Below are 23,600 nucleotides of genomic sequence, written 5' to 3'. Positions count from 1 at the left end.
GGAGGCGCCGTCCACCCGTTCGGCGGGCCTCCGCGCGGCTGGACTTGAACCGGATTCACTGCCGACGGTTGCGGTGGGCAGCGAGGTCGGTTACGTGGGCAGACTGCTGGACCTGGCTGCGTACTTCCTCGTAGTCGAGGGTGAGCTGGCGCAGGGACTCGGCGTAGATGGCGAGGGTACGGCGGAGCTGGGTGTTCTCGCGACGGAGGTCGGCGATGGTGTCTTCCTGGGCGTTTTTGCGCTTGGTCTCCTGTCCCGGCTTGGGGATGTCGCGCTGGGCATCCACCTGTTCCTGGAACCAGGTGATGAGGTGGGGGAAGTTCCGGTAGAAGGTGGCGTGCTTGACGTCCAGCCGACGCTCTACGGCCGTGATGGTGGCGCGTCGGCCGGTCTCATGGGCCTCGCGGAGCACGAGGTTCATGGCGAGCTGTACTTCGTCGTCGGTGAGGGTCGGCCGGGTCACTGCACGGTCTCCTTGGTCGTCGTGTTCATGCCGGTCGGGATGTTGTTGGCTTCGAGGAACTCGGTGAGTTCGGCGCGACGCTGTTCCATGCGGTCGCGCACGTAGGGGGCGAGGATGACACCGTTGGCGAGGGCGCGTTCGAGCCGCCGGAGCCAAGCGAGGAAGGCGTCGATGTTCTCGGCGGTCAGTGCGACGTTGCGGCACTTGAGCGGCTGGCAGTCGGGCAGGGACGGACCGTCGCCTTCTCGTCGGCACAGGGCCCGGTCCGGGTTGTAGACGCAGGTGACGAACTGGCCGGGGTGGATGTGAGGGTCGTGTCGTAGCATGAAGCGCTCCAGGCGCTTGCGGTCGGTGATGACCTTCCCAGCGAAGTGGACTTCGTTTTCGAGGGAGGCGAGACGGGCTTCGGCCTCTTCGGCGGCGGGGCCGGTCAGACGCTGTGGGGCGGGGTTGAGGATGATGTCGCCCAGCTGTTCTCCGCGGGCGATGGCCTGCTCGGCCTCCACCTCATGCCGGAACCCCGATGCCGAGGTGTCGGCGTATCCTTCGAACATTTGAACGGAGTGGTGGCGGTACTGGATGGCTCCGGCGATGGTGCCGCCGGGCTGCCGGGCGATGGTCCACGCCAGGTTGTGGACATGGTTGAGAACTGACCGTTGACCGCTCCTCTGCCCTGCCCCGATGGCGGTCGGCGGCATAGCACAGGATCTTGTGGCTCCTTGTTCAACGACGTGTGGCCCTGCTGTTGATGCTCGTGACGTTCGACGTCTCCTCCAGTGCCTCTTTGAGTCGTTCGTTGCGCAGGGCAAGGTTCTGGATCTGGGCAGCAGCGAGGGCGAGTTGAGTGGTCAGCTCGCGGTTGCGCCGCCGGAGCTTCGCGTTGCGGGCGACGAGTCTGTCGTGCGCGGTCGGACCAGTGCGAGGAGCGGCGGGGGTGGCCCGGTGATCAGCGATTTCTTGGGCGATGTCGGGGTAACGGCGGCGGAAGGTGGTGTTGGTCAGGTCAAGGCGGCGGGCCAGCATGAGGACACTGGGCTGCTTGTTGGTCTCGCGGCAGGTGTCCAGCACCTCCTGAAGGTGCTTGCGGACCAGGGCCTCGGGCAGGTCGGGGACGTTGCGAGTCATGCCGGAACAGCCTCCTGCCCGTTCGCCGTCAGGAACTCGACGATCTCGGCCCGTCGGCTCTCAAGGAGCTGGCGAAGGCGGGGTGGCGGCGTTGGCCGCGACGCGATGCGCCCGTCGATGCGGACGATCTCGCGTTGCCAGGCGGCGGTGTTCTCGGCGGTCAGTGCGACGTTGCGGCAGGCCAACGGCAGACAGCCGCCGTGCGAGGGAAGTCCTTCGCTGTTGCCGCGGCGGGCTTTCTCGCAGAGGGCCTTGGCCGGATCGTTGACGCAGGTGATGTATTCGCCGGGATAGATCGCCGGGTCGTGACGCTTCATGATCCTTTTGAGGCGGTGTCTGTCCAGCGCGACCTGGCCCTGGAACTGCGCGCGCTCGCCGAAGTCTGTGAGCCGACGGGCTGCCTCTTCGGCGGACGGACCGGTCAGTCCCGCGTGCTGGTGGGAGTCGATCATTTCCATGTAGACCTCGCCGCGGGTGATCGCCTGCTCGCTCTCAACCTCGGCCCGGAAACCGGAGTCGCTGGTCCCCGCATATCCTTCGAACATTTGGATTGATTGATGCCGATATTGCAGGGCCCCAGCGATGACTCCGCCAGGGTGTCGCGCAATGAACCAAGCCAGAGTTCGCCTGAAGACTCTCCCTCTCGCATGCTGTTGCGCCGCTTGCCCCTCGCCTCACCACGCTGCGCCGGCAGCCGGTCGACCGAACCGGCTCTGACCGAGAGGCATCCTCATGGGGTGGACGTTCTACCAGCGCACCCAAGCGCTGAAACCAACGCAGAGCACTTCGGCAACAAGTTCGATTCACGCTACAAGATCGAAGGTGTCTTCTACGCAGCCGTCCGCGACCAGACCACCAGCCACCTGACTTCCGTCACGCCGGACCCGGGAAGCGCCGCTGCCAGATCCTGGGCCCCAGCCAACCGCGTTGCGCGCGTAACTCCCGCTTCCCCCATGGTCCGTGCCGTCCAGCAACCCACTTCTTCACCAAGGAGTACCTCCATGACGGCACAGCCCACCCAGCCCACGGCCTTCCACACCGTCCTGGCACAGCTCGCCGCCGCAGGCATCGACTGCGAAGTCGAATCCGACGGAAAGCTGACGGACCAGACGTACGGCGCCTACCACTTCGCCGATGGATCCGACCTCACCTGGGACACCCAGAGCAACACCGGCGCCGAGAACTCCATGACCCACCCGGTAAGCGCCCACGGCCGCCTCGGCGGCTTCTACACGGACGACACCAAGGACGAGGCCCGGGAGTTCACCACCGGCGACTTCGACACAGACGCGGCCGCGTTCGTCGCCTGGGTGACCGACCTCGCCGACCGGCACGGTCGAGCATCCAAGTAGCACCGCCTACCCACCCGCCCCGGCCGCCGCACCGCGCCCGCTGGCCGGGGCAGCGCGGCTCCCCGGCACCACACACACCGACCAGCCCCCGGCACGGCCTCCCACGCCGCCGGGGCGCTCTGGTTGCCACCGCACCCCGGACCTGCGCACACCGGCCGCCGACGAGGCCCCGCCTGAGTAACCGAACATCCGGCGCCCCACCATCGCGCCGCCCTCCCCGCCAACGCCCCCCAGCCCCCGGCTCCCGCTCCCAGCGTGGCGCCGGGGGCTTCCGTCCGTCCAGCCTCCGCCCGACCCCCGGGCCGCGCTCTTGCCCGACTTGCCCCGCCCCGATCCACGGTCCGACCAACCAACCCCTCAACCTTCAGACCCGGGAGTCCCCCCGATGCCGCACACCCCCACAGCACGACCCGCCCCGATATCCGCCCCGGCCCTCACCGCTGAAGCCCGCGCCCACCACGCCGAACGGATGCGCGCCCAACTCGCGGACTTCTGGGGCAAACCACTGCGCGGAATCCCATGCGGCATGGACCTCCTGCGGACCATGTTCATCACGGTCACCGCACACGACCTTCACCTCGACGGCGCGATGTACTACCTCGACCTGTGCGACAACAACGCTGCCGCCTACCGCACCAGCGACGTATGGGTAGCGCCCCACAGCATGGGCCAGCGCATTGCCGAACACCCGCACCTGACATCCGACAGCATCGCGGTCGGCAACCTCGAAGACGTAGCCCCCGCTCGCGACGGACTCGTGTACTTCCCCACCCCCATCCGCCTCGACGGGCTCCACCCCATCCACGGCCTGGCCTGGCACATGGCAGGGACGGGAGAAGACCTCATCGTCGACTTCGAGACCATCACCGCCACCCGTCTCATCCCCACCCACCTGCCACCGAAGCTCGCGGCCAGCACCAAACTGCCCCGCACCCCGTACTGCCCCAACGGCCTGGCCACCCTGCGCGGCAACCTCCTCAACGGCTACAGCAACCCTGACCCGTTCGGCGCAGCCGGACCGGCAACCCTCCTGGCCCTCCTGCTCGCCTTCTGGGACCTGCGTAGCCCCACCGTCGCCCCCGACAACCCGGACCCGGCGGACGAGGACATCGTCAGCGTCCCCCAGCACACCACCGAAGGCACCAAACCCCGCTCCCGCGGGCGAGGCCGCAAGGCCAAGCGCCCCGCCCGAGCGCCGCGCAAGCGCCACATCCGCATCATCCATGAACCCGCCCACACCCCGACCACCAGCCAGCCCCGGCCGACCGCCGACACCATCGGGCCCAACTGGAAGGACGACACACTCCGCTGGGAGGTCTCGCAGAAGTACCAGAACCGCTGCCCCAACCCGCACCAGCACCGCGCCATCATCGAAGCGGGCGGCGAATGCAGACCCGTCCGCGTCCCCGTGCGCGCCCACGTCAACGGACCCAAGGGCCGCGACATCGACCCCCGGCGCACGGTCCGAGTCGTGCCCGACCACCCGGCCGTCCGCCCATAGGGGTTGCGCCCAGGCCCCCATCACCCGCGCGGTGACGGGGGTCCTCCCGTGCTCGGCACCGATGCCCCAGCCGCCACACGGCCGTTGTGCTGCTAACCCGCCGCGCTCCAACAGTGCCACCGCCCACCTGGGCATCCGACACCGAAGGAGCACCCCTCCCATGTCCGTCCAACTCGAACCGGCCGTCACCAGCAGCAGCCACCAACCTCTCGTATCCGAGGCAACCGACGAGCAGCGCATCACCGATGAGTTCAGCCTCCCCACCGGTCGGCCAGTGACCGTGATCGGCAAATGGCACCGTGAATTCGAAGTTGTTCCGGGGCGCCTCGACGACGCCGCCCGCGAGGCATTCACACACGGCCAGTGCCACGCCTTCGCGCGCGCACTCAGCGCCGTGACCGGATGGCCCACGATCGGGTTGCTGACCGATGACTGCTACGGCCAGGAGCGCATGTGCCGGGGCGAAGGAGGGGACGACTGCCCCTGCCGCATCGGACACATCGTCTGCCTGCACCCCGACGGCTCCCACGTCGACATCAAGGGAGCCCACTCGCCCGGTCGCGTACCCGACTGCGAGAACGCGGACTCGCTCCCCATGACCGACGAACTCTGGCACGCCATCGACGCCGCCACCGCCTGGCGCGACGCAGACATGCCCGTGGCCCGCTCCATGGTGATGCCGTTTCTCGCCCTCCTCGCCAACGACCGCCCATAGCCGCCCGCCCTGCCCTCGAACCCTGGCCTCCGGCACCGCCAACTGCGCGGGTCGAGGGCCGCTGTCTGTCCGGAGCCGACACGCTTGCCCCCCTTGCGGAGCGCCAGTCCACGGTCCGGACATGACCCAGACCCACCGCGACAGCCTGCGTCTGATCGCCCTCATCTCCACCCACGACCAGACCAACGGCAACGCCCCGGACCCCGAGGGAAAGATCGCCGGATACGACAGCTTTTCCCTCCTGGGAGCAGCAGGCCACCGTTCCCAGCTGATGGTCGAGGGCTTCGGCACTCTACGGAAGACCCTCAACCCCCAGCAGCTCGATGAGCTGCACGGCCTCCTCGCCTCGATGTGGATGGACGGGTTCGCCATCGGAGCCCGCTCCCAACAGCCTTCCGACACTCACGACGAGGGCACCGTGCAGGCCCGCTGCGCCGAGTGTGACCACCCCCGCACCGTGCACCTGGACGGCGACGACCCTGTCACCCCCGGACAGTGCACGGCCTGTCTCGTCGACGACGCGTGGCACGACTTCGCCCCGGCCGGCTGTCCGTGATGGTGCACCCGGCCGTATGCCCGACCCGGCGCCCTTCGTTGATCGCGCCGGTGGACGGGCGGCCTGACCGCATTCCCCCATGGCCCCGAACATCCCGCTCTCACGTGGGTGTTCGGGGCCTGCGCATGCCCGCCCGGTCCGCGCACGACCGCCCCATGACGCCGCCCGCCACGCCACAGCGAGGAACAGGCGTACGCCTGCTCCGCTCCCGCGGTCCCTGGGCCCGTCTGGCCCGGTGTCCGGTCGCCGTTACGGCGCGGTCGTGCGAACAGGAGAGCGGCGGCCACCGCTCTTGCCGCGCTAACTCGCAGCCTCGGCAGGCTCGCTCTCACCAGCCCCGCCCGGCGGTCCCGGCATCGCGCCGCCACTGACCTGGGCCTATGGGCTGCCGCCACGCGCAACCACTCACCGCATCTGCGACCGCGCGCGGCCAACATCGAGTTCCCGAGGAGACCCGCATGGGTTACGACATGTACATCAACGACCCGATGACTGATGAGGAGGAGGCCACGTTCCAGAAGGCGCGCGAGGCGTTTGAGGCGGCAGTGCGCGACCGTGACGGACTGCCTCGTGCCCAGGCCGAGTATCAGGCCGCCCAACGGCGCTTGGAGGCCGCGAGGGCACGGATGGAGCAGGAAGGCAGCTCCACCGAGCTGGCCATGACCGTCATCGAGGCGGGCGGCGAAATGCACCGCCTGGCAGTGTCGCACCCGGGCTATCGGGCCGCCCAGCAGAAGGTCGACGAGGCGTACGAGGCCCTGCAGACGGCACACACGTCGTACTTCCGTCTCGGCATCCACGGCATGGGCGCCTTCCGGACTGTCATGGGCATGCTGGGCATGCTCGTCACCGGCTACCAGACTCCCGACTTTCCCGACCTGCCGGACGGCGTGACCTGGGCAGACATCGACGCCGCCGAGGAGGAGCCGAACCCTGAGCCGACGGACGAGCTCCCCATCAAGGCGGCGGCTGCCGTCTATGTCAAGGAACGCAACGCCCACCTCTCCTGGCATCCGGAACCCGCTCCCGGAATCGCCGTGCACAAGCTCGGCTCGAACGACGGATGGCTCGTGACCCCGCAAGAAATCGACGCAGCACTGGCGGCCTACCGGACACACAACGCAGACGAGGTCAAGACCCTGCTCGCTACCGAACTCGGGGACGAAGGCGACCACACCAGCTACTGGATCGAATGGATCACCTACCTGGAGCGCGCCAAGACGCGTGGCGGCTTCAAGGTCCGCTGACGCCACGGCCGTGTCCTGATCAGCCAGCCCGGCCGCTGACCGCTCAACGCCCCGGGACCGTCCCGCGCACCGCCGTGCGACGGTCCCGGCCCCGACTCCCGCCGTCGCGCGGCGGCAGGGTCGCCCCACCGCCCTCGCAGGTCAGCGTCCACAACCTCACTTGTTCGCAAAGGACTTTGAGCATGCGCCCCTTCCCCGTCCAGCCGGCCATCACCCACCACCAACACCACGAAGACCCCGCCCTGCGCGCCGACGACACAGGCAGGGACGCGATGGACTCGTACGAGGTCACCGTGTTCCGCACAGAGATGATCACCTTTACCCTGCGCGCCGACTCCGCCCAAGACGCCGAGGAGCGCTACCTCCTCGACGGCGAGGAGACGGACAGCGAGACCGTCGGGCTGCGCGTCGACTCCACCAAACGGCAGGACGAACCGACGCGCCCCGTCTAACGGCCACACCCCCGTCATGCTCGGCCACGGATCACTACGGCGGGCGAAAGCCGAACTGGCCGACAGCAGCACAGCGTGGCCCGGCGTCTACCTCGTCCAGCGCCATGACCGCGACCCCTGGCAACGCGTCACCGCAGAGTGACAGAACCGCGCGCACCTGACTCACCGCCCGTCGACCGCGCCTGACCCGCACGCCCGGTGGCCCGCCCCCATACGAACGAACAGGGAGCGGGCCACCGGCATGCCAGGCCCCTTGCCCATCTTGCCGACTACCGCTCCACGGTACGGATCACCGGCACCCGGCAGGACCGGCGATCACCCTCTCCTGCCCCGTACCGCCACCATCCGCCGCATGAGCAAGACGTCCCGGTCCGCCGCACGCACCTGACCCGCGGCGGTAACCCGCCCCCGCACCCGGGGTCGGGCCTGCTGCCGACACGGGCCCGGCCACTACCGCCCCACCCCGCTTCGGTGCCCGGCATTGCTGCGCCGGGAGCCGGTCCCTGCCTGCGCCGCTCATGCCTCGCCCGCGTCCGTACGTCCTTCCGCTTGCCTGCCTTGGCAGCCGCCGCGGCACGGTACGGACCGCCGCCCCACGGAGGGCGGGGCGATCACCACCGCCGCGTCGCCCGCGCCCGACAGCGCTCCGGCTCTGCCCCCGCGCTGCCGACCCTCTCGGCTGACACCCGCCTCCCGCCACCCGTACGGCTTCCCGGTACCCACCACCCAGCGGCGCCCGCGCGGGCGCCGCGAGACGGAGACTTCAGTGACCATTCCGCCCGCCGCCCTGGCCACCGCTCACCGAGCCCGCGCCATCGCCACCATCGCCCGCACCCGCGCTACCAAGACGACACCTGTCCTGGACGACGCCGGCCGCACCGCGCTGCGGAAGATCGCCGATCTCCTCGACGCGGCCGCGCATGCCCTGGAAACGGAGCCTGCCACCATCGACAACGGCGGCCTTCACTTTCCGGCAGACGCCTGGCTCTCACTTCAGGCGGCCGAAGCCGTCGCCCTCGCACACCCCAACATCGGCATCCCTCACACCCTCGGCCAGTACGTCACGGCCGTCCTGTACCCGCACGGCACCCCGGAGAGCGAGGTCTACCTGCCCCTCTCACTGCTTCCCCGCTCCACCAAGGCAATCGTCCGCGAGGCAGAACTGTTCGGTCGGATCCACGGCCTTCACGGCGCTCTCCGATTCGTCACCGATCAGGCGACCACCACGCTCGTGCTGGAAGACGTGTTCCGCCTGCACTGGCAGCACGCTCGCCTCGCCGACGCCATCGCCGCCGACCGCGCTCGATCCGGCAGCGGCCAAACTCCCCTCCCCGCCGCCATCGAAATCGCGCCCCCAGCCACCCCTTGGGCGCTGCGCCGAGCCCACGAGGACCTCGGCCCCACCCTCACATACGAGCTGACGTCCACATCCCTGTCCTGCTTCTCTCGCGTACATCCCCAGCCGTACCCCGCCGTCCGGATGGTGTCCCACCGAGGCGTCACTGTCCCCACCTGCGACGAGCACCGCGACGCGGCCGCTCACACCGCCCAAGAGCTGTACGACGCCCTCGACTGACCGAGCCGGCTCCCCGGCGACGCGCCGGTCCACCGCCCTCGCCCGACCCGCATCCCAGTGACCCGCCCCAGTTCGTGAACGGGGCGGGTCCCGGACAACCCCGTCGCTGCCCCGGCGGACCGCCCACCCTCGCCGCACTCCGGCGCGGGCGGGCCTGACCTGTCTCACTGCTCGCGCCCTCACCCTGCCTTGGCCAGCTTCCAGAACGGCTACCGGTCCGTACCCGGCCCGGCTGAACGTAGTTGCCCGGCTTGATCCGCCCCACGCAACTGTCCGAGCCAACCCGGCTGCACAAGCCCCGCAGCCGTCTAGACGTGAGGACAGATTCCATGGGACGCGAAGTACGCCGAGTGCCGCTCGACTTCAACTGGCCTTTGAACAAGGTCTGGGAAGGCTCCCTAACGCCAGACCACTTGGGCGAGGAACAGTGCCCTGACTGTACGATCGGCTACTCGCAGCAAGCTCAGAACCTGTACGACCTCTGGTACGGCAAGCTGCCGTTCGACCCAGTCAGCACCGGCTCCGAGCCCTGGCGGCACGAGACCCCTGCCGTCCGAGCCGTTGCCGAGCGGCACATTCGATCCGCACCAGAGTTCTACGGCAACAGCGAGGCCGCCACTGTCCGTGAGGCGCAGCGTCTCGCCGACCTTTTCAACGAGCAGTGGTCCCACCATCTGAGCCAGGACGACATCAACGCTCTGATCGCGGCCGAGCGGCTCCACGAATTCACCCATACCTGGAGCCGTGAAAAGGGCTGGCAGAAGATCGACCCGCCTGTGAGGCCGACCGCGGAGCAGATCAACGAGTGGTCTCTCACCGGCTTCGGCCACGACGGGATCAACGCACACGTAGTGATCGAAGCCCGTTGCGCACGCGAGGGCATCGAGTCCCGGTGCCCGACATGCAAGGGCCACAGCAGCCTGGAGAGATACGAGGGCCAGCGCGCCGAGGCCGAGGCGTGGACACCGACCAACCCGCCGAAGGGCGATGGGTGCAGCTCGGATGGAGTGATCGTTCGGGCAGGTTTCGTCAGGTCGTGGCTGAGCGCCATAGCCAGCGGAGCGCATCGGGGAGTAGGACTCCGCCGTGGTTGGGGCTGTGGCCACCGTCGCCGAGGACGAGACGGAAGTCGTAGCCCGCTTCCGCGAGAGCGGCTGCCACACGCAGATTGCTGGCGAGCCAGTTCCTTTCGGGCCCGTTCCAGTTGAGGTCGCGGTGGCCTGCTTGCATGAAGATGCGCAGCGGTTTGCGGGGGGCGTTGGGGATCAGGGCAGGGTACGGGTTTCCGTTCGGCATCTGCGTGAAGCTGGAGAGGTAGCTGATGACTCGCCGGAACTTGTCCGGGCGCATCCACGCAGCCGTGAAGGCGCAGTTGCCGCCGCTGCTGCCACCGCAGATGCCCCATTGGTCGGCGTCCTCGGCGATCGAGTAGCGCCGTGTGACTTGGGGGATGATCTCAGTCAGGAGAAAGGTGACGTAGCGGTCGTCGAACGCGTCGTACTCGGTGTTGCGGTTCTTCGGTTGTTCGGCGTTCTTGAGGACGCCGGGGTCGACGAAGACGCCGATGGTGACCGGGATCTCGCCGCGGTGGATGAGGTTGTCCAACACGATGGCGCCGCGGACCTGCCCGTCCGGGTCCAGGTACCACCATCCGTCCTGGAACACCATCAGCGACGCGGGTTCGGAGGGGTCGTATTGCGCGGGCACGTGAACCCAGTACCGCCTCGTGGTGCCGGGGTAGATCGTGCTCTCGCACCAGTCGAACTCCACGGTCGAGCCGGCGGGGACGCCCGGCTGTATATCCGAATCGGGCCCGTAGGCGTAGCGAACGTCTTGCTGGTCGATGGGGAGGGGACGAAAGGGCAGCTCGATGGTCACGTCCGCACCTTAGAGATGCTGTCCGATCGTCTCAAAGGGATTGTGTGCGGTTTGTTCGGAGCGACGGCCGCGATCAAGAGGTGAGGGCGTAAGTTCTTCGCTGGTCGGGGGTGGGGTAGAGGCGTTCGTGCTCGCGGGTGGCGTGGTATCGCCAGTAGGGTTCGAGGTCGCCGTTGGAGACGACGGCACGCAGTCGCAGGACGGCTTCGGCTCCGGGAAGGCCCCAGCGGGCGCCGGTGATGTCGAGGCGGTCGGCGATCAGGTGGCGGCAGGCACCCTCCACCGCGCCGGTGGCGATCGGCCACCCGTTGTTGAGCGCGGTGTCGTAGTGAAGCTGGTCGAGATGCCCGGTCAGGTAGCGTTCGCAGGCGTCAAGGAGGCCAGCCGGAATATGCCTGAAACAGGCAATAGGCAGGTGAGGCGTGCTCCGTCCGGGTGAACACCGCAGAGGCGGCCGTCCCAATGTCTGCCCAGGTGGTGTGGGATTCCACCGGCCGTAGGGCAGGGGAGACGTGTGCTCCGTCTGGGTGGCCGGCGGGATCATGCGGTGCATGGCTTCGGTGGAACGTACCGCGTACCCGCGGTTCAAGCGCACGGTCTCCTCTCGCGAGTTGCATGAGTCGTTTACCCCGGGGCCGTCCGAGGTGGCGTGGGCGCGGGGGAAGGCGCGGTCGGCGGAGCATGTGCTGGCGCTGGTGGTGTTGCTGAAGAGCTACCAGAAGTTGGGCTATTTCCCGGACTTGGCCGAGGTGCCGGAGCTGGTGGTCGGGCATGTGCGCGGTCTGCTGGGACTGGGCGAGGAGGTGGCGCCCACGCATGACTCCGCCCGTACGCTGCGGCATCACCGTACGGTCGTGCGTGAGCGGCTCGGTGTCGTCTACGACCAGGAGAAGGCCCGCGAGGTCGCCGCCGCGGCGAACTACGAGGCCGTGCAGACCAAGGACAACCCGGCGGACCTGATCAACGTGGCGCTGGAGAAGCTGGTCAAGGCCAGGCTGGAGCTGCCCGGCTACACCACGCTGGATGAGATGGCTGCGGCGATCCGGACCAAGGTGAACGAGGATTTCTTCGCGCGGGTCGTATCGCGCATGGACGAGGTTGAGCAGGCCCGGCTGTTGGCGCTGCTACGGGTGGTGGCGGGCTCGCGCAGCAAGTTTGACGAGCTGAAGCGGCCGGCGAAGGCGCCGACGGTCTCCCATTTGCGGGAGCACCTGACGTATCTGGACTCTCTGGAGCTGCTGGGCTCGACCGTGAAGTGGCTCGATGGGGTGCCGCCGGGGAAGGTGGAGCACTTCGCCGGGCAGGCGAAGGTGCTGGACGCCGCCGAGATGTCCAAGGTCGGCGTGGTGAAGCGGCTCGCGTTGCTGGCGAGTCTGCTGCACATGGCGAAGGTGCGGGCCCGCGATGAGCTGGTGACGATGCTGTGCAAGCGCATGGCGTCGGTCACGAAGAAGGCCAAGGAGGACCTGGAGAAGATCCGTGAGCGGCACCGGGCGGAGTCCGAGCGGCTGCTCGCCGTGCTCGGCGAGGTGCTGGAGGCGGCCAAGGACGCGGTCGGCTTCGACGGCGAGTCTGTCACCCTGCCCACGAGTACCCGCAAGCGGAACCAGGTGCATGCCGAGTGCGGTGAGGCGGTGCTGGGGCGGCTGGAGAAGGCCGGCGGTCTGGCCAAACTGTCCGAGGATCATGAGCTGGTCTCCGCCCACCACGGCGACAACTACGCGCCGCTGATGCGGCGCCACTTCCGCGGTCATCGCAAGGTCCTGCTGGATCTGACCGAGGTCTTGGAGATGGTGGCCACCTCCACCGACGACGAGGCGCTCAGGGCGGTGGAGTTCTGTCAGGCCATGCGCCACCGTGGCAGCGAGTGGGTGCCCGTCACGTACACCGTCACCGATGAGGACGGGGTCGAGAAGACGAGGACCGTCACGGCCGGGTTCGCCTCGCAGATGTGGCAGCGCATCCTGTTCGACAAGCGCCGCCCGAAGCTGATTAACCGGCGGCACTTTGAGGTGTGCACCCTCTCCTTCCTGGTCCAGGAGCTGCGGACCGGTGACGTGGCGGTGATCGGCTCGGAGTCGTACGCCAACCTGCACGACCAGCTGCTCTCGTGGGAGGCGTGCCGGCCCTTGGTCGCCGGGTACTGCGAGCAGGCCGGGCTGCCCGCCACCGCCGCCGCGTTCACGGTGGCGCTGAAGCAGCAGCTGACTGCGGTGGCGGCGAAGGTGGATGCCGGGTATCCGGACAACGCGGACCTGACCATCGACGCCGCGTCGGGGAAGATCGTGCTCACGCCGCGCAAGGGCAAGGACCGCCGGAAGTCCGCGCAGGACCTGGAGGCGGAGATCCTGAAAAGGCTGCCGGAGTGGAGCCTCTTGGATGTTCTGGCCCGTACCGCGTACTGGATCCAGTGGTGGCGGCATTTCGGTCCGGCCTCCGGGTCCGATCCGAAGATCCGCGACAAGCTTGCCCGCTACGTCTTGACGGTCTTCTGCTATGGCACGAACGCGGGGCCAGCGCAGGTGGCGCGGCACATGCGGCAGAAGGTATCGGTGCACGAGCTGTCGCTGGCGGGCAACCAGCACATCACCGCGGAGAAGCTGAACATGGCGTCGGCGGACGTGATCGACATGTTCATCCAGCTGGATGTGGCGCACGTGTGGGGCGACGTCGGCAAGGCCGGCATCGACGGCTCCCAGTACGACACCTGGGAGAACAATCTCCTCGCCGAGTCCCACATCCGGTACGGGGGATTTGGCGGGCTCTCGCTACGGCATGTCTCCGATACCTACATCGCGCTGTTCAGCCACTTCATCCCGTGCGGGGTATGGGAGGCGGTGTATCTGTTCGAGGGGCTGCTGAAGAACGAGTCCGAGGTGACCGTCGACATCGTGCACGGTGATACGCAAGGCCAGTCGCTGCCCGTCTTCGGGCTCGCGCACATGCTCGGTGTTCAGCTGCTGCCGCGCATCCGCAACTGGAAGGACCTGACCTTCTACCGGGTCAGCTCCATGGTGAAGTACCAGCACATCGACCCGCTGTTCGGCGATCCGGAGAAGGACGTCATCAACTGGCGGCTGATCGAGAACCATTTCGAAGATCTCATGCGCGTGGTGCTGTCCATCCGGGAGGGGAAGCTCTCCTCGGCCGTGCTGCTGCGACGTCTGGGCAACGAGTCCCGCCGCAACCGCATCTACCAGGCGTACCGAGAACTCGGCCGCGTGATTCGCACCATCGTGCTCCTGCGGTTCTTGTCGGAGCCGGGGCTACGGGAGTCGATCCAGGCGATGACGAACAAGGTCGAGGCGTTCCACAAGTTCAGCAACTGGCTGATGTTCGCCTCCGACGTCCTCCAGGACAACGACCCCGTGCACCAGGAGAAGATCATCAAGTTCAACGAGCTGCTCGCGAACTGCCTGATCTTCCACACTGCCCAGGACATCACGAAGGTGGTCAACGACCTCGTCGACGAGGGCTGGGAGGTCGACCCCGTCGACCTGGCGACCGTCACGCCATACATCACCAGCAAGATCCGCCGCTTCGGGACTTGGCACCTGGACATGGAGCCGCCCGAGCAGGAGGCCATGGGGCGGCTGAGGATGGCCGCCTGAGCAGGAGCCCGTGCGAGCTGATCGATGAAACCGCGCAGGTCACCGCGTTGCCAGGCACCCCGGGCGGGGCCGTCGCTCTCCCCGTCCGGGACGCCTGGGGTCTGCGGTCCTCTTCAGGGTCTGGGCAGTGGTAGGCCGGGCATCTGCGGGTGACGCAGGTGCTGCCCGCCGTCGTAAGCATGCAGCCAGAACGTCTCCGGCCAGCCGGAGGTGTCGTAGGCGTCAGGGTCGTCTCGATGCGGTCCCACAGCTTGAGGGGGCCGCCTTGGCGTACCTCCCATCCGCCGCCGTGCAGGGTGAGGGTGGCGGCGGAGCCGTCGCCCGCGACGGTCAGCAGCACACGGGCGTATCCGTAGAGCCAGCCGGCCGACGGCTGACGCTGCCGGCCGGCTTGGGCTGGTTCCAGAGGCTGGTGCTGACGGGTGATCTACTCGGTATGCAGCGCCGAGGCGATGGTCATCCGGGCCGCCGACCGGGCTGGGAGCAGGGCGCCGAGGACTGCGATCGCCACACCCGCCAGGAGCATCGCGGCCAGCTGCGGCGCGTGCCACACGTCCTTCATGTACGCGGGGAAGTCGACCACCCCGACGTTGTCCACGACGATGCGGTGCGCCACGATCCCGAGCGGGATGCCGAGCAGTCCGCCGACCACGCCCAGCCCGGCGACGGAGGTCACCGTCATCACCACCACCTGCCGGGGGGTCATCCCGATCGACTTGAGCATGCCCAGGTCCCGGCGCCGCTCACGGGTGTTCAGAAGAACGGTGTTGAAGACACCGAGCGACGCGACGAGCGTCAGCAGCACCGTGAACACCGTCGAGAAGGTGACGACGGTGGCGGTGCCGGCGTTGCCGGAGTCCATCACCGACGCGTGCAGGCCCGGGTCGAGCGCCGCGACCGCCTCGGCGTAGGCGCGAGCGTCGGCGCCGGGGGCGAGCCGCACCGTGTACTCGGTGGCGTGGGCGTCCGGTGCGAGTTGGGCGAAACTCTCCCAATCGGCTTCCAGGGCCCGGGCGTCGCCTTCGATGAGCTGACCCACGACGGTCGCGGTGATCTTCCTGCCGTTCAGCTCCAGCGTGACCCGGTCACCGACCTTCAGCCCGCGCTGGGTCAGGAACGCAGGCCCGGCCACGATCTCGCCTGCCGCGGCCGGCGCCCGGCCCTTGACGATGGTGTGCTCGTACAAGGAATCGTCACCGCGGTAGAAGTCGGCGAAGACGGACTGGGTCTGCCCGGTCATGTTCACCTGGGACAGCGCGCGGGCCCGTACCCCCTCCGCGCTTGGCAGAGACCGCAACCGTTTCTCGATCTGCGGGTCACTGAGCCGGGGCGGGGTCCGGTCGTTGCCCGACCCCCCGGTCGTCACGTGGATTCTGGCGCCGCCGTCCTCCCGCCCGACGTTGCCGTACGCCACCATGGTGCTGGTCAGTCCGGTCGCCAGGGTCACTGTGGTGACCCCGAGGATGATGGCCGCCATGGTCAGCAGGGTGCGGCTGGGGCGGGTGAACGGCTGGCCGAGGCCCAGACTGACCGGGCGCGGCAGCCGGGTGGCGCCGAGCAGCCGCTGGATGCGCAGCCCGCGTCCGGTCCGCGGCGCGCCGCCCGCGCTGATCGCCTCTGCGGCGGGCAGTCGGTGGGCGCGCAGGGCGGGGACCAGCGCGGTCAGCAGGACGAGGGCGGGCATGCCCACGAGGCAGGCCACGGAGCCCCACGGGCCGATGTCGCCGACCGAGGCCCGGCCCACGTCGATGCCGGTGAACGCGACCTTCAGGATCGGCCCGGCCAGCGCGTTGCCGGCCAGAGTGCCCAGCACGCAGCCCACCACCGCCGGTACGGAGAGCATCGTCAGGTAGACGGCGACGACCTGGTTGGGGGTGAAGCCCAGGGCCTTGAGCACGCCGATGTGCCGGTACCCCGAGACAATCGCCCCGCTGACCACATTGCCGACGATCAGGGAGGAGACCAGCAGGCCGAGGATGCCGAAGAGGGTGATGAACGGAAGGTAGGAGTCGGCCAGCGCGGAGAAGGCCTGTTTGAGAGTGAGCCAGGTCTGTGCGCCGGTCAGCGATTCCTCGGGCAGTCCCATGGTGGCCCGTGCCAGTGAGGCGCTCAGCCGGGCCTGCGTCGAGGAGTCCGTGAAGCGGTACAGCATCTGGGCGGAGGTCGGGTGCAGTGCGGCCATCTGCTCGGGCGAGACCCAGGCGCTCGCCGACTTGCTCATGCTGGCGGCGAATCCAACGACGGCCAGCGTCACTCCGCCGGGGGTCTCCAGCTTGGTGCCGAGGAACGCGGTGCCGGGGGAGCCCTGGGCGGACCAGTTGACGACGATCTCGCCGGGTGCGGTGGCCCAGTGGCCCTCAAGGAGTTCGATCCGGTCCACGGGGCCCGCCGGATCGGCCCGGCCGACTACCGTGAGGGTTCCGCCCGCCATCCAGAGCCAGTCCTTGGGGATGTCGACGACGGCCTGCCCGAACGGCCCGGCCGCGGCCTCCACCCCGGGCTGCCGGGCGGTCCGCGCCAGCTGCTCCTGCGAGACCTCCGTGGTGTCGAAGGCCGCCACCATATGGGCACCGCGCTGTGCGGCGTAGGCCTTGTCGAAGGGATCCGAGGCAGCGCTCAGCAGCGCCAGCGCGAGCAGGACGGTCGTGGTGGAGCAGAGCACGACGAGCCCGATGACGAAGGTCTGGAGCCGGCGGCGCTTCACGGCCGCGCGCGAGGCTCTCCATACGGCGCTCACGCGGTCGCCTCCAGCGTGCTCTCGCGGGCGACCCGGCCGTCGGCGACTTCGACCAGCCGGCTGGCGCAGCGGGTGGCCAGCTGCGGGTCGTGGGTGACGATCAACAGGGTCTGGCCGATCTGGTTGAGGTCGATCAGCAGATCCATCACCTGCTCGCCCGACCGGCTGTCGAGGGCGCCGGTCGGCTCGTCGGCAAGCAGCAGGGCCGGGCGGTTCATCAACGCCCGTGCGACGGCAACGCGTTGGCGCTCGCCACCGCTCAGCGTCGCCGGATAGTTGTTCCCGCGATCGGCGACACCGAGCTCGTCCAGGAGCTCCAGGGCACGGCGGCGCGCCTGCCGGGCCGAAGTGCCGGTCAGCTGCGCGGCCAGCGCCACATTGTCCAGGACGGGCAGATCGTCGATGAGGTTGAAGAACTGGAAGATCATGCCGACGTTCCGCCGCCGGAACAGCGCCAAGCCGGTCTCGTTCAGTTTCCCGAGGTCGTGCCCTTGCACTTCGACTGTGCCCGAGGTCGGCCGGTCCAGGCCGGCCACCATGTTGAGCAAGGTGGACTTGCCGCAGCCGGAGGGGCCCATCACGGCGACCGCGTCCCCCGCCCTGATCTCCAGCGACAGGCCGTCCAGGGCCTTCGCGTCGCCGTACTCCTTGTGCACGTCGTCCAGCCGCACCACCACTTGCCGGGCACCGTCGTGATCAGTTGTCATGGCTCGAACCTAGGACGAAGTGAGCGGACGGGGCGTCACACCCCGGATGTATCCGTTCGGGCAGGTCATCCCGGGGATGTACGGAGCTGCGTCCAGGGGCTGATGCGGGGCGCGTCGTGCGGCTGCGAGGATGATCCGGTGTGGGTGTGGGGATCTGGGACGATCTGGCTGGTCATCGCCCTGGCGGCGGCAGTTGGCGCCGCAGGGTGTCTATGCGTGGCGGTGGTCCGGGCGCGGCGGTTGTATCAGGCAGTCATCGGGGAGCGTGGCTGGCTGCTGGAGCGGGAGCGCGAGAGCGCGGCGCGGACCGCGGTCGACGCCGAGCGGGCCAGGATCGCCACCGAGCTCCACGACATCGTCAGCCATAACGTGAGCCTCATGGTGGTCCAGGCCGGGGCCGCCCGCGAGGTGCTGGCCACGATGCCGGACGAGGCCGCGGCGGCGATGAGAGCCGTCGAAACCGCCGGGCGGAACACGATGACCGAGCTGCGACACCTGCTCGGCCTGCTCGCACCCGCGCAGAACGGCGACGACGAACCCTACGGTACGGACCTGTCACCGCAGCCGAGCTTGAGCCGACTCAGTCCACTGATCGACCGGATCGCCTTTGCCGGCCTGCCCGTGGAGATGCGCATCTCGGGTGAGCCGCGTCCGCTGCCGACCGGGATCGATGTCACCGCCTACCGGATCATCCAGGAGGCCCTGACCAATGCCCTCAAACACGGGGACGGAGCGAAAGCCGAGGTGACGGTGCGATACGCGGACCACTACCTGCGAGTCGAGGTGCTGAACAGCGGACCGAGCATCCTGTCGGACAGCCGGCCCGCGCGGAGAGAGCCGGTCCCGGGCCAGGCGGACGGAACGGGACGCGGGCTGCTCGGCCTGCGGGAGCGGGTCGCCGTCTACGGCGGCGACCTTGACGCCCGCCGCCGCCTCGGCGGCGGCTACCGAGTCCGCGCCCGGATCCCGCTGGACCGGCCATGACGACACACACCGAGCCCGCCCCTCGCGTCGTGATCGCCGACGACCAGGAGCTGGTCCGCACCGGCTTCCGCCTGATCCTGACCGCCCGCGGCATCGACGTGGTGGGCGAGGCCGGCGACGGAGCCGAGGCCGTGGCCGCCGTGCGGAGGCTGCGGCCCGATGTCGTACTGATGGACATCCGGATGCCCGCTATGGACGGCCTGGAAGCCGCCCGCCGCATACTCGCGCAGACCTCGGACTGCCGGGTGATCATGCTGACCACCTTCGACCTCGACCACTACGTCTACGCCGCCCTCGCCGCCGGAGCCAGTGGATTCCTGCTCAAGGACGTCACCCCCGCGCATCTGGCCGCCGCCGTACGCCTGGTCGACACCGGTGACGCCCTGCTCGCACCCTCGATCACCCGCCGCCTGGTGGAGCGCTTCGCTTCCAGCGCCCCCAGAACCGGTTCGGGACTCGTAACCCCCGCCGTCCACCGAGACCTGGCCGTGCTGACGCCGCGTGAGCGCGAGGTGCTGACGCTCATGGGCCGGGGTCTTTCCAATTCCGAACTGGCGCGGGAACTGACGCTCAGTGAGGCGACCGTGAAGACCCACGTGGCCCGGATCTTCGCCAAGCTGACCCTGCGCGACCGGGCCCAAGCCGTCGTCCTCGCCTACGAGACAGGACTCGTCTCACCGGGCGAGTCCGCTGACACCGCCAACCCCTGCCGATAGCCAGCAATCTGGAGATCAAGCATGAATCAGGCAGAGTACGCGGTTTGGTGTCACATGAGGTGACACCTCGGCTCGGCGCCGTGTTCGGAAACGGTCGTTGGCGGAACATGATCACTAAAGGGTCCCGCGCCACCGGAATCATGTTCCAGAACTCGTGTCCGGAATCTATGCACCGTCAACCCTCGTTTGCGGCACACTGATCGGTCATGAGCGACGCATTCAAGATCGGATACGGGCGTGTATCCATGCTCGACCAGAACCCGGACTCGCAAGCCGACAAGCTGACCGCGGCCGGCTGCACCGACGGGCACATCTACGTCGACAGGGCCACCGGCAAGCACGCCAACCGGCCCGAACTCCGCACCGCGCTCAAGGTGCCCCGCAAGGACGACGAGTTCACCATCACCAAACTCGACCGGCTCGGCCGCTCCATCCGCGACCTGTACGAGATCGCCGACTCCCTCGCCGAACGCGAGGTGCGCTTCACGATCATCGACACCGGGATGACGGTCAACTTCAACGACCCCTTCGGGAAGATGTTCTTCGGGCAGCTGGCCCTGTTCGCCGAGTTCGAGCGAGACCTGATCGCCATGCGCACCAACGAGGGCCTGGCTGCCGCCCGCGCCCGTGGCCGCACCGGCGGGCGCAAGTCCAAGCTCACCCCGGCCGCCATTAGGCAAGCACGGCTGATGTACGAAGCGAAAGACGCCAAGGGCAAGCGGCTGCACACCGTCGCCGAGATTGCCTCCGCGTTCAACGTCACCCGCGGCACCATCTACCGCGCCTTGGAAAGGACCGAACAGGCCCCGATCCCCGCACAGCTGCCGCCGGTGCCCGACGACTCCACATTCACCGACCTCGGCCCGGCCACCCATCTCCAGGGCCTGGCCGACCTGCTCAGGGCAGGCGCCCAGGCGGATCAAGAAGAGAACTGACCGCCGTCGCCCCTGTTGCCTGTTTCTGCCGTACTCCGGCTGGCCTCCTACCTGAACCTGACGATCAAGACCGTCAGCCGCCCGAAGGACGCCTCCGGGTTCGTCGTTCTGCCCCGGCGCTGGGTCGTCGAACGCTCGCCTGGGTCATGCACGCCCGCCGACACGCGCGCGACTACGAACGGCTCATCCAACACTCGGAATCGCTCATCACCTGGGCCGCGATCACGCTCATGACCAGGCGGATCACCCGCCGAAGCTCCCGCAGAAACGGTCAGCCGGAATCTCGCGAAGCGCAACGGGACTGACCAAGACGGCGGTCACGGTCACCACCGCCACCCAGAAGCCGCCCGATTCCTCGGGCCTGGCCGGATCATCCCATCACCACCGGAAGGCCGTCAGCGGAACCGTTGATGTCGTCACCGGAGCAACCCAAGCCCGCCCCGTTCGAATCCCTGAGCTGGACAAACGCCCAGCTCAGGATTGAAAATAGGCACTTACGGATTCATGGCCAGATGGGTTGCGGCCGGGGTCGTCGGGCAGATCCGTGATCAGCTCCGCAAGCGGATCCGCTGCGAGATGGGCCGGGCGCCCGGAGCGGTCGCTACGGTGATCGATTCCCAGTCGGTCAAGGCCTCCGAAACCGTCGGCAAGGACTCGCAGGGCTATGACGGCGCAAAGAAGATCAACGGCCGCAAGCGGCATCTGGTCGTGGACACCAAGGGGCTACCGCTGTTCGTCATGGTCACCCCAGCCGATATGACCGACCGCGACGCGGCCAAAGAAGTCCTGTTCCGACTGCGGCTGATGCACCCCGAGATCACCATCGCCTGGGCCGACTCCGGCTATGCCGGACAGCTCGTGACCTGGGCAAAGAAGCACCTCGGGCTAACCCTCAAGACCGTCAGTCGACCAAAGAACACCCCCGGATTCGTCATCCTGCCCCGCCGCTAGGTGGTCGAGCGCTCGCTAGCCTGGATCATGCACGCCCGTCGGCATGCGCGAGATAACGAACGGCTGATCCAGAATTCGGAATCGTTGATCACCTGGGCTTCGATCACGCTCATGACCAGACGAATCACCAGACGAACATCTCGCAGAAGCGGTCAGCCAACCTCCCGTGAAGGCCAACGGGACTGATCAATCCGGCGTCGGTCCTCACCACCCCGGAAACCCCGAATCCGCAGCAGCTGCACAAATCCTCTCACCACCGCCGCGAGTCCGTCAGCCCGACCAGCGAAGCACAAGCATGGACGACCGGCGGCGGGCCGATCACCTTGCCATCCATTCGCACCTGATTGTGCGCACCACCGGCAAAAAGGTGTTGACGGTACCGGTCTGCCCGCAGCAGGATCTCAGCGTCCGGATGCAAGTGATTCACCGAGTGAAATGGAATGACTCATGCGCGAATTCGTGTGCCCAGTCACCGCCGACCCGCACACGAGGAGCCATGATCCGTTCACTCTCATACCGATCGACCCAATCTGACGCCTCCACCACCGCGGCGTACTGCCACGATGCGCCGGGCCGGGAACCCTCCCGAAGGTGGTGGCGATGACCCAGCAGGCGTTGCCGCTTCACTCCGGGTCGCCCGGTCCCGACCGACTTGCACGCCGTTTTCTCAGATGGAACCTCCTACGAGCCGTACTGCACAACGGTTGGTGGTTGGTCACCAGTCTCTACATGGCCGTGGACGTCGGCCTGTCGCCCGCGCAACTCCTGCTCATCGCCGCAGCGCAAGGTGTGGCGAGTATCGTCTTCGAGGTCCCTGCGGGCGTTGTGGCCGACACTCTCGGCCGCAAGCCGGCGATCGTCACCTCGCACGTCCTCATGGCCGCCGCCATGGTCACAACAGGGCTGTCCACCGGTTTCGTGCCACTGATGCTGGCTCAGATGCTGTGGGGGATCGCCTGGACATTCGCCAGCGGTTCGGACGTCGCATGGGCGACCGACGAGATCGATCGACCAGACCAGGTGCATCTCCTGCTCGCTGCTCAGGCGAGATGGCAGCTGATTGGCGCGGGCGTCGGGATGGTCACCTTCGGCGGGCTCGCGGCGCTTACCAATCGCCCGACGGCCATCATCGCATCAGGCGCGGCCATGCTCGCCCTGGCGGCATGGTGGGCGGTGGCGTTTCCCGAGCGGAGATTCATCCGCGTTCGCGAGGACCATCTCAAGACCGCCCTTGACATCGCCCGCCGCGGCGCCCGCTTGGCTATCCGCGACCGGACCCTACTCATGCTGGTCATCGTCACCGTCTTGGTGAACGGTGCGGCAGATTCTTTCGCGCGGATCTACCCAGTCAGCCTGGCCGGTCTCGGCCTTCCGTCCGCCGCATCGGGCACCGTGTGGTTCACCGTCATCGGACTGGCCGGCTACGCAACCGCAGCCCTGGCGCTCCTGGCCGTCCAACAGCGGCTGCACTCCGATCGCGGCGCCCGGGTGTCTCTAGCGCTCAGCTGTTTCTCGGGACTGATCAGTCTCGCTCTGTTGGGGCTGGCGCCGAACCTGAGTTCCGCGGTCGTAGCAGTGATCGTTGCGAATGGCGTTGCCATGCCCCTGGTGCGGACGGTCACCACGATCTGGGTCAACCGGCGAACCACGAGCGACATCCGCGCCACGACGCACTCCTTCCTGGCACAGGCCGAGTACTGCGGTGAGATCCTGTGCGCCATTACCCTTGCGGCGCTCGCGGACGCAGCAGGAGCGGGAGGCGCCATGGTCTTGGCGGCAGCCCTCTTCGCGGTGAGCACCGGCATCGTTGCACTGAGCCGACCATCACCGCCGCCCGAGCCATAACTTGAGGGCGAGCACCACATCGCCCTTGCGACTTCAGGCTGGCGCGGCCGCCGACGAAACGTCAGTCACCCCGCTCGAAATGGACTCCGTTCGATTCCCAACCGCGGAGAGCCGTAGGGCAGGATTGAAAACAGGCTCTGAACTTGTCGTTTAACCTCGATTCTTCGGTGGGGTTTGGTCGTTGGGTGGCCAGGTGGTTCACCCGTATTGTCCCTCGCTGTGTGAGGGCGGGCCGTCGCGTGTCGCTGC

At 68.1% G+C, this 23,600-nt stretch carries 21 protein-coding genes and 3 pseudogenes; 15 read left to right on the top strand and 9 right to left on the bottom strand.

From position 1 onward, the window contains the following. Positions 1-55: 55 nt before the first annotated feature. From ACWEKM_RS27675 to ACWEKM_RS27660, 4 genes are read right to left on the bottom strand one after another with little or no spacing between them, the layout of a single operon-like run. Positions 56-463: a hypothetical protein gene (locus ACWEKM_RS27675; RefSeq protein WP_451623956.1), complete on the bottom strand. Its 408-nt coding sequence runs from the start codon at positions 461-463 to the stop codon at positions 56-58. Then, complete coding sequence (locus ACWEKM_RS27670) at positions 460-1,161, bottom strand: hypothetical protein (RefSeq protein ID WP_451623955.1); 702 nt, start codon at positions 1,159-1,161, stop codon at positions 460-462. The genes ACWEKM_RS27675 and ACWEKM_RS27670 overlap by 4 nt, the downstream gene beginning before the upstream one ends. Before the next feature lie 25 nt (positions 1,162-1,186). Further along, entirely contained in the window at positions 1,187-1,588 is a 402-nt protein-coding gene (locus tag ACWEKM_RS27665) for a hypothetical protein (protein WP_451623954.1), read from the bottom strand. Beyond that, positions 1,585-2,133 carry a hypothetical protein gene (locus ACWEKM_RS27660; protein WP_451623953.1) on the bottom strand — a complete coding sequence of 183 codons (549 nt, stop codon included), beginning with the start codon at positions 2,131-2,133 and terminating at the stop codon, positions 1,585-1,587. Before ACWEKM_RS27660 ends, ACWEKM_RS27665 begins: the two co-directional genes overlap by 4 nt. Before the next feature lie 456 nt (positions 2,134-2,589). On the opposite strand from ACWEKM_RS27660, the gene ACWEKM_RS27655 reads away from it, so the two are divergent. The 8 genes from ACWEKM_RS27655 to ACWEKM_RS27620 all read left to right on the top strand — a co-directional run bounded on the left by ACWEKM_RS27655 (position 2,590) and on the right by ACWEKM_RS27620 (position 8,987). Next, complete coding sequence (locus ACWEKM_RS27655; RefSeq protein WP_451623952.1) at positions 2,590-2,940, top strand: hypothetical protein; 351 nt, start codon at positions 2,590-2,592, stop codon at positions 2,938-2,940. Between the two features lie 385 nt (positions 2,941-3,325). Further along, positions 3,326-4,441: a hypothetical protein gene (locus tag ACWEKM_RS27650; RefSeq protein ID WP_451623951.1), complete on the top strand. Its 1,116-nt coding sequence runs from the start codon at positions 3,326-3,328 to the stop codon at positions 4,439-4,441. 160 nt (positions 4,442-4,601) lie between these two features. Continuing rightward, complete coding sequence (locus tag ACWEKM_RS27645; RefSeq protein ID WP_451623950.1) at positions 4,602-5,156, top strand: hypothetical protein; 555 nt, start codon at positions 4,602-4,604, stop codon at positions 5,154-5,156. Positions 5,157-5,277: 121 nt separating this feature from the next. Next, positions 5,278-5,712, top strand: coding sequence for a hypothetical protein (locus tag ACWEKM_RS27640; protein WP_451623949.1), 435 nt, complete (start codon positions 5,278-5,280; stop codon positions 5,710-5,712). A gap of 458 nt (positions 5,713-6,170) precedes the next feature. Next, the gene (locus tag ACWEKM_RS27635) at positions 6,171-6,959 is read left to right on the top strand and encodes a hypothetical protein (protein WP_451623948.1); all 789 of its coding nucleotides are present in this window, start codon (positions 6,171-6,173) and stop codon (positions 6,957-6,959) included. Between the two features lie 182 nt (positions 6,960-7,141). Beyond that, positions 7,142-7,411: a hypothetical protein gene (locus ACWEKM_RS27630; protein WP_451623947.1), complete on the top strand. Its 270-nt coding sequence runs from the start codon at positions 7,142-7,144 to the stop codon at positions 7,409-7,411. Between the two features lie 16 nt (positions 7,412-7,427). Then, positions 7,428-7,553, top strand: coding sequence for a hypothetical protein (locus ACWEKM_RS27625; protein ID WP_451623946.1), 126 nt, complete (start codon positions 7,428-7,430; stop codon positions 7,551-7,553). Positions 7,554-8,177: 624 nt separating this feature from the next. Then, the gene (locus tag ACWEKM_RS27620) at positions 8,178-8,987 is read left to right on the top strand and encodes a hypothetical protein (protein WP_451623945.1); all 810 of its coding nucleotides are present in this window, start codon (positions 8,178-8,180) and stop codon (positions 8,985-8,987) included. A gap of 398 nt (positions 8,988-9,385) precedes the next feature. Here the strand turns inward: ACWEKM_RS27620 and ACWEKM_RS27615 are convergent, their stop codons facing one another. The 3 genes and pseudogenes from ACWEKM_RS27615 to ACWEKM_RS27605 form a co-directional block, all read right to left on the bottom strand. Next, positions 9,386-9,721 (bottom strand): hypothetical protein, encoded by a 336-nt coding sequence (locus ACWEKM_RS27615; protein ID WP_451623944.1) that lies wholly within the window; start codon positions 9,719-9,721, stop codon positions 9,386-9,388. Between the two features lie 295 nt (positions 9,722-10,016). Beyond that, positions 10,017-10,865, bottom strand: coding sequence for an alpha/beta hydrolase (locus ACWEKM_RS27610; protein ID WP_451623943.1), 849 nt, complete (start codon positions 10,863-10,865; stop codon positions 10,017-10,019). Between the two features lie 73 nt (positions 10,866-10,938). Further along, positions 10,939-11,241, bottom strand: a pseudogene (locus ACWEKM_RS27605) (ISKra4 family transposase); the annotation flags it as partial. Positions 11,242-11,416: 175 nt separating this feature from the next. Here ACWEKM_RS27605 and ACWEKM_RS27600 point away from each other — a divergent pair. Further along, entirely contained in the window at positions 11,417-14,476 is a 3,060-nt protein-coding gene (locus ACWEKM_RS27600) for a Tn3 family transposase (RefSeq protein WP_451623942.1), read from the top strand. A gap of 427 nt (positions 14,477-14,903) precedes the next feature. On the opposite strand, the gene ACWEKM_RS27595 is transcribed toward ACWEKM_RS27600, so the two are convergent. Both ACWEKM_RS27595 and ACWEKM_RS27590 read right to left on the bottom strand, forming a co-directional pair. Next, complete coding sequence (locus ACWEKM_RS27595) at positions 14,904-17,213, bottom strand: FtsX-like permease family protein (RefSeq protein ID WP_451623941.1); 2,310 nt, start codon at positions 17,211-17,213, stop codon at positions 14,904-14,906. Then, complete coding sequence (locus tag ACWEKM_RS27590) at positions 17,210-17,920, bottom strand: ABC transporter ATP-binding protein (protein WP_451623940.1); 711 nt, start codon at positions 17,918-17,920, stop codon at positions 17,210-17,212. The genes ACWEKM_RS27595 and ACWEKM_RS27590 overlap by 4 nt, the downstream gene beginning before the upstream one ends. A 216-nt stretch (positions 17,921-18,136) precedes the next feature. On the opposite strand from ACWEKM_RS27590, the gene ACWEKM_RS27585 reads away from it, so the two are divergent. From ACWEKM_RS27585 to ACWEKM_RS27560, 6 genes and pseudogenes are all read left to right on the top strand, one after another. Then, entirely contained in the window at positions 18,137-18,904 is a 768-nt protein-coding gene (locus tag ACWEKM_RS27585) for a sensor histidine kinase (RefSeq protein ID WP_451623939.1), read from the top strand. After that, a complete protein-coding gene (locus ACWEKM_RS27580) occupies positions 18,901-19,620 on the top strand; it encodes a response regulator (RefSeq protein ID WP_451623938.1) in 720 nt (239 codons plus the stop codon). The genes ACWEKM_RS27585 and ACWEKM_RS27580 overlap by 4 nt, the downstream gene beginning before the upstream one ends. 206 nt (positions 19,621-19,826) lie before the next feature. Continuing rightward, positions 19,827-20,555: a recombinase family protein gene (locus ACWEKM_RS27575; RefSeq protein WP_451623937.1), complete on the top strand. Its 729-nt coding sequence runs from the start codon at positions 19,827-19,829 to the stop codon at positions 20,553-20,555. A 48-nt stretch (positions 20,556-20,603) separates the two neighbouring features. After that, a pseudogene (locus ACWEKM_RS27570) lies at positions 20,604-20,806 on the top strand (IS5-like element IS4811 family transposase); the annotation flags it as partial. 244 nt (positions 20,807-21,050) lie between these two features. After that, positions 21,051-21,638 (top strand): annotated as a pseudogene (locus ACWEKM_RS27565) (transposase); the annotation flags it as partial. 468 nt (positions 21,639-22,106) lie between these two features. After that, positions 22,107-23,351 (top strand): MFS transporter, encoded by a 1,245-nt coding sequence (locus ACWEKM_RS27560; RefSeq protein WP_451623936.1) that lies wholly within the window; start codon positions 22,107-22,109, stop codon positions 23,349-23,351. The last annotated feature ends 249 nt before the right edge of the window (positions 23,352-23,600 follow it).

The organism is Streptomyces sp. NPDC004752 (genome assembly GCF_053601275.1).
Note: the sequence above shows the minus strand (reverse complement) of the source record. Positions and strands in the feature narration are given on the sequence as shown.

Coding starts and splice junctions, on each gene's coding strand:
- ACWEKM_RS27645 (WP_451623950.1), top strand. CDS start 4,602: ATGTCCGTCCAACTCGAACCGGCCGTCACCAGCAGCAGCCACCAACCT.
- ACWEKM_RS27630 (WP_451623947.1), top strand. CDS start 7,142: ATGCGCCCCTTCCCCGTCCAGCCGGCCATCACCCACCACCAACACCAC.
- ACWEKM_RS27650 (WP_451623951.1), top strand. CDS start 3,326: ATGCCGCACACCCCCACAGCACGACCCGCCCCGATATCCGCCCCGGCC.
- ACWEKM_RS27575 (WP_451623937.1), top strand. CDS start 19,827: ATGAGCGACGCATTCAAGATCGGATACGGGCGTGTATCCATGCTCGAC.
- ACWEKM_RS27625 (WP_451623946.1), top strand. CDS start 7,428: ATGCTCGGCCACGGATCACTACGGCGGGCGAAAGCCGAACTGGCCGAC.
- ACWEKM_RS27655 (WP_451623952.1), top strand. CDS start 2,590: ATGACGGCACAGCCCACCCAGCCCACGGCCTTCCACACCGTCCTGGCA.
- ACWEKM_RS27670 (WP_451623955.1), bottom strand. CDS start 1,161: ATGCCGCCGACCGCCATCGGGGCAGGGCAGAGGAGCGGTCAACGGTCA.
- ACWEKM_RS27665 (WP_451623954.1), bottom strand. CDS start 1,588: ATGACTCGCAACGTCCCCGACCTGCCCGAGGCCCTGGTCCGCAAGCAC.
- ACWEKM_RS27615 (WP_451623944.1), bottom strand. CDS start 9,721: ATGGGTGAATTCGTGGAGCCGCTCGGCCGCGATCAGAGCGTTGATGTC.
- ACWEKM_RS27660 (WP_451623953.1), bottom strand. CDS start 2,133: ATGTTCGAAGGATATGCGGGGACCAGCGACTCCGGTTTCCGGGCCGAG.
- ACWEKM_RS27635 (WP_451623948.1), top strand. CDS start 6,171: ATGGGTTACGACATGTACATCAACGACCCGATGACTGATGAGGAGGAG.
- ACWEKM_RS27560 (WP_451623936.1), top strand. CDS start 22,107: ATGACCCAGCAGGCGTTGCCGCTTCACTCCGGGTCGCCCGGTCCCGAC.
- ACWEKM_RS27640 (WP_451623949.1), top strand. CDS start 5,278: ATGACCCAGACCCACCGCGACAGCCTGCGTCTGATCGCCCTCATCTCC.
- ACWEKM_RS27590 (WP_451623940.1), bottom strand. CDS start 17,920: ATGACAACTGATCACGACGGTGCCCGGCAAGTGGTGGTGCGGCTGGAC.
- ACWEKM_RS27580 (WP_451623938.1), top strand. CDS start 18,901: ATGACGACACACACCGAGCCCGCCCCTCGCGTCGTGATCGCCGACGAC.
- ACWEKM_RS27600 (WP_451623942.1), top strand. CDS start 11,417: ATGGCTTCGGTGGAACGTACCGCGTACCCGCGGTTCAAGCGCACGGTC.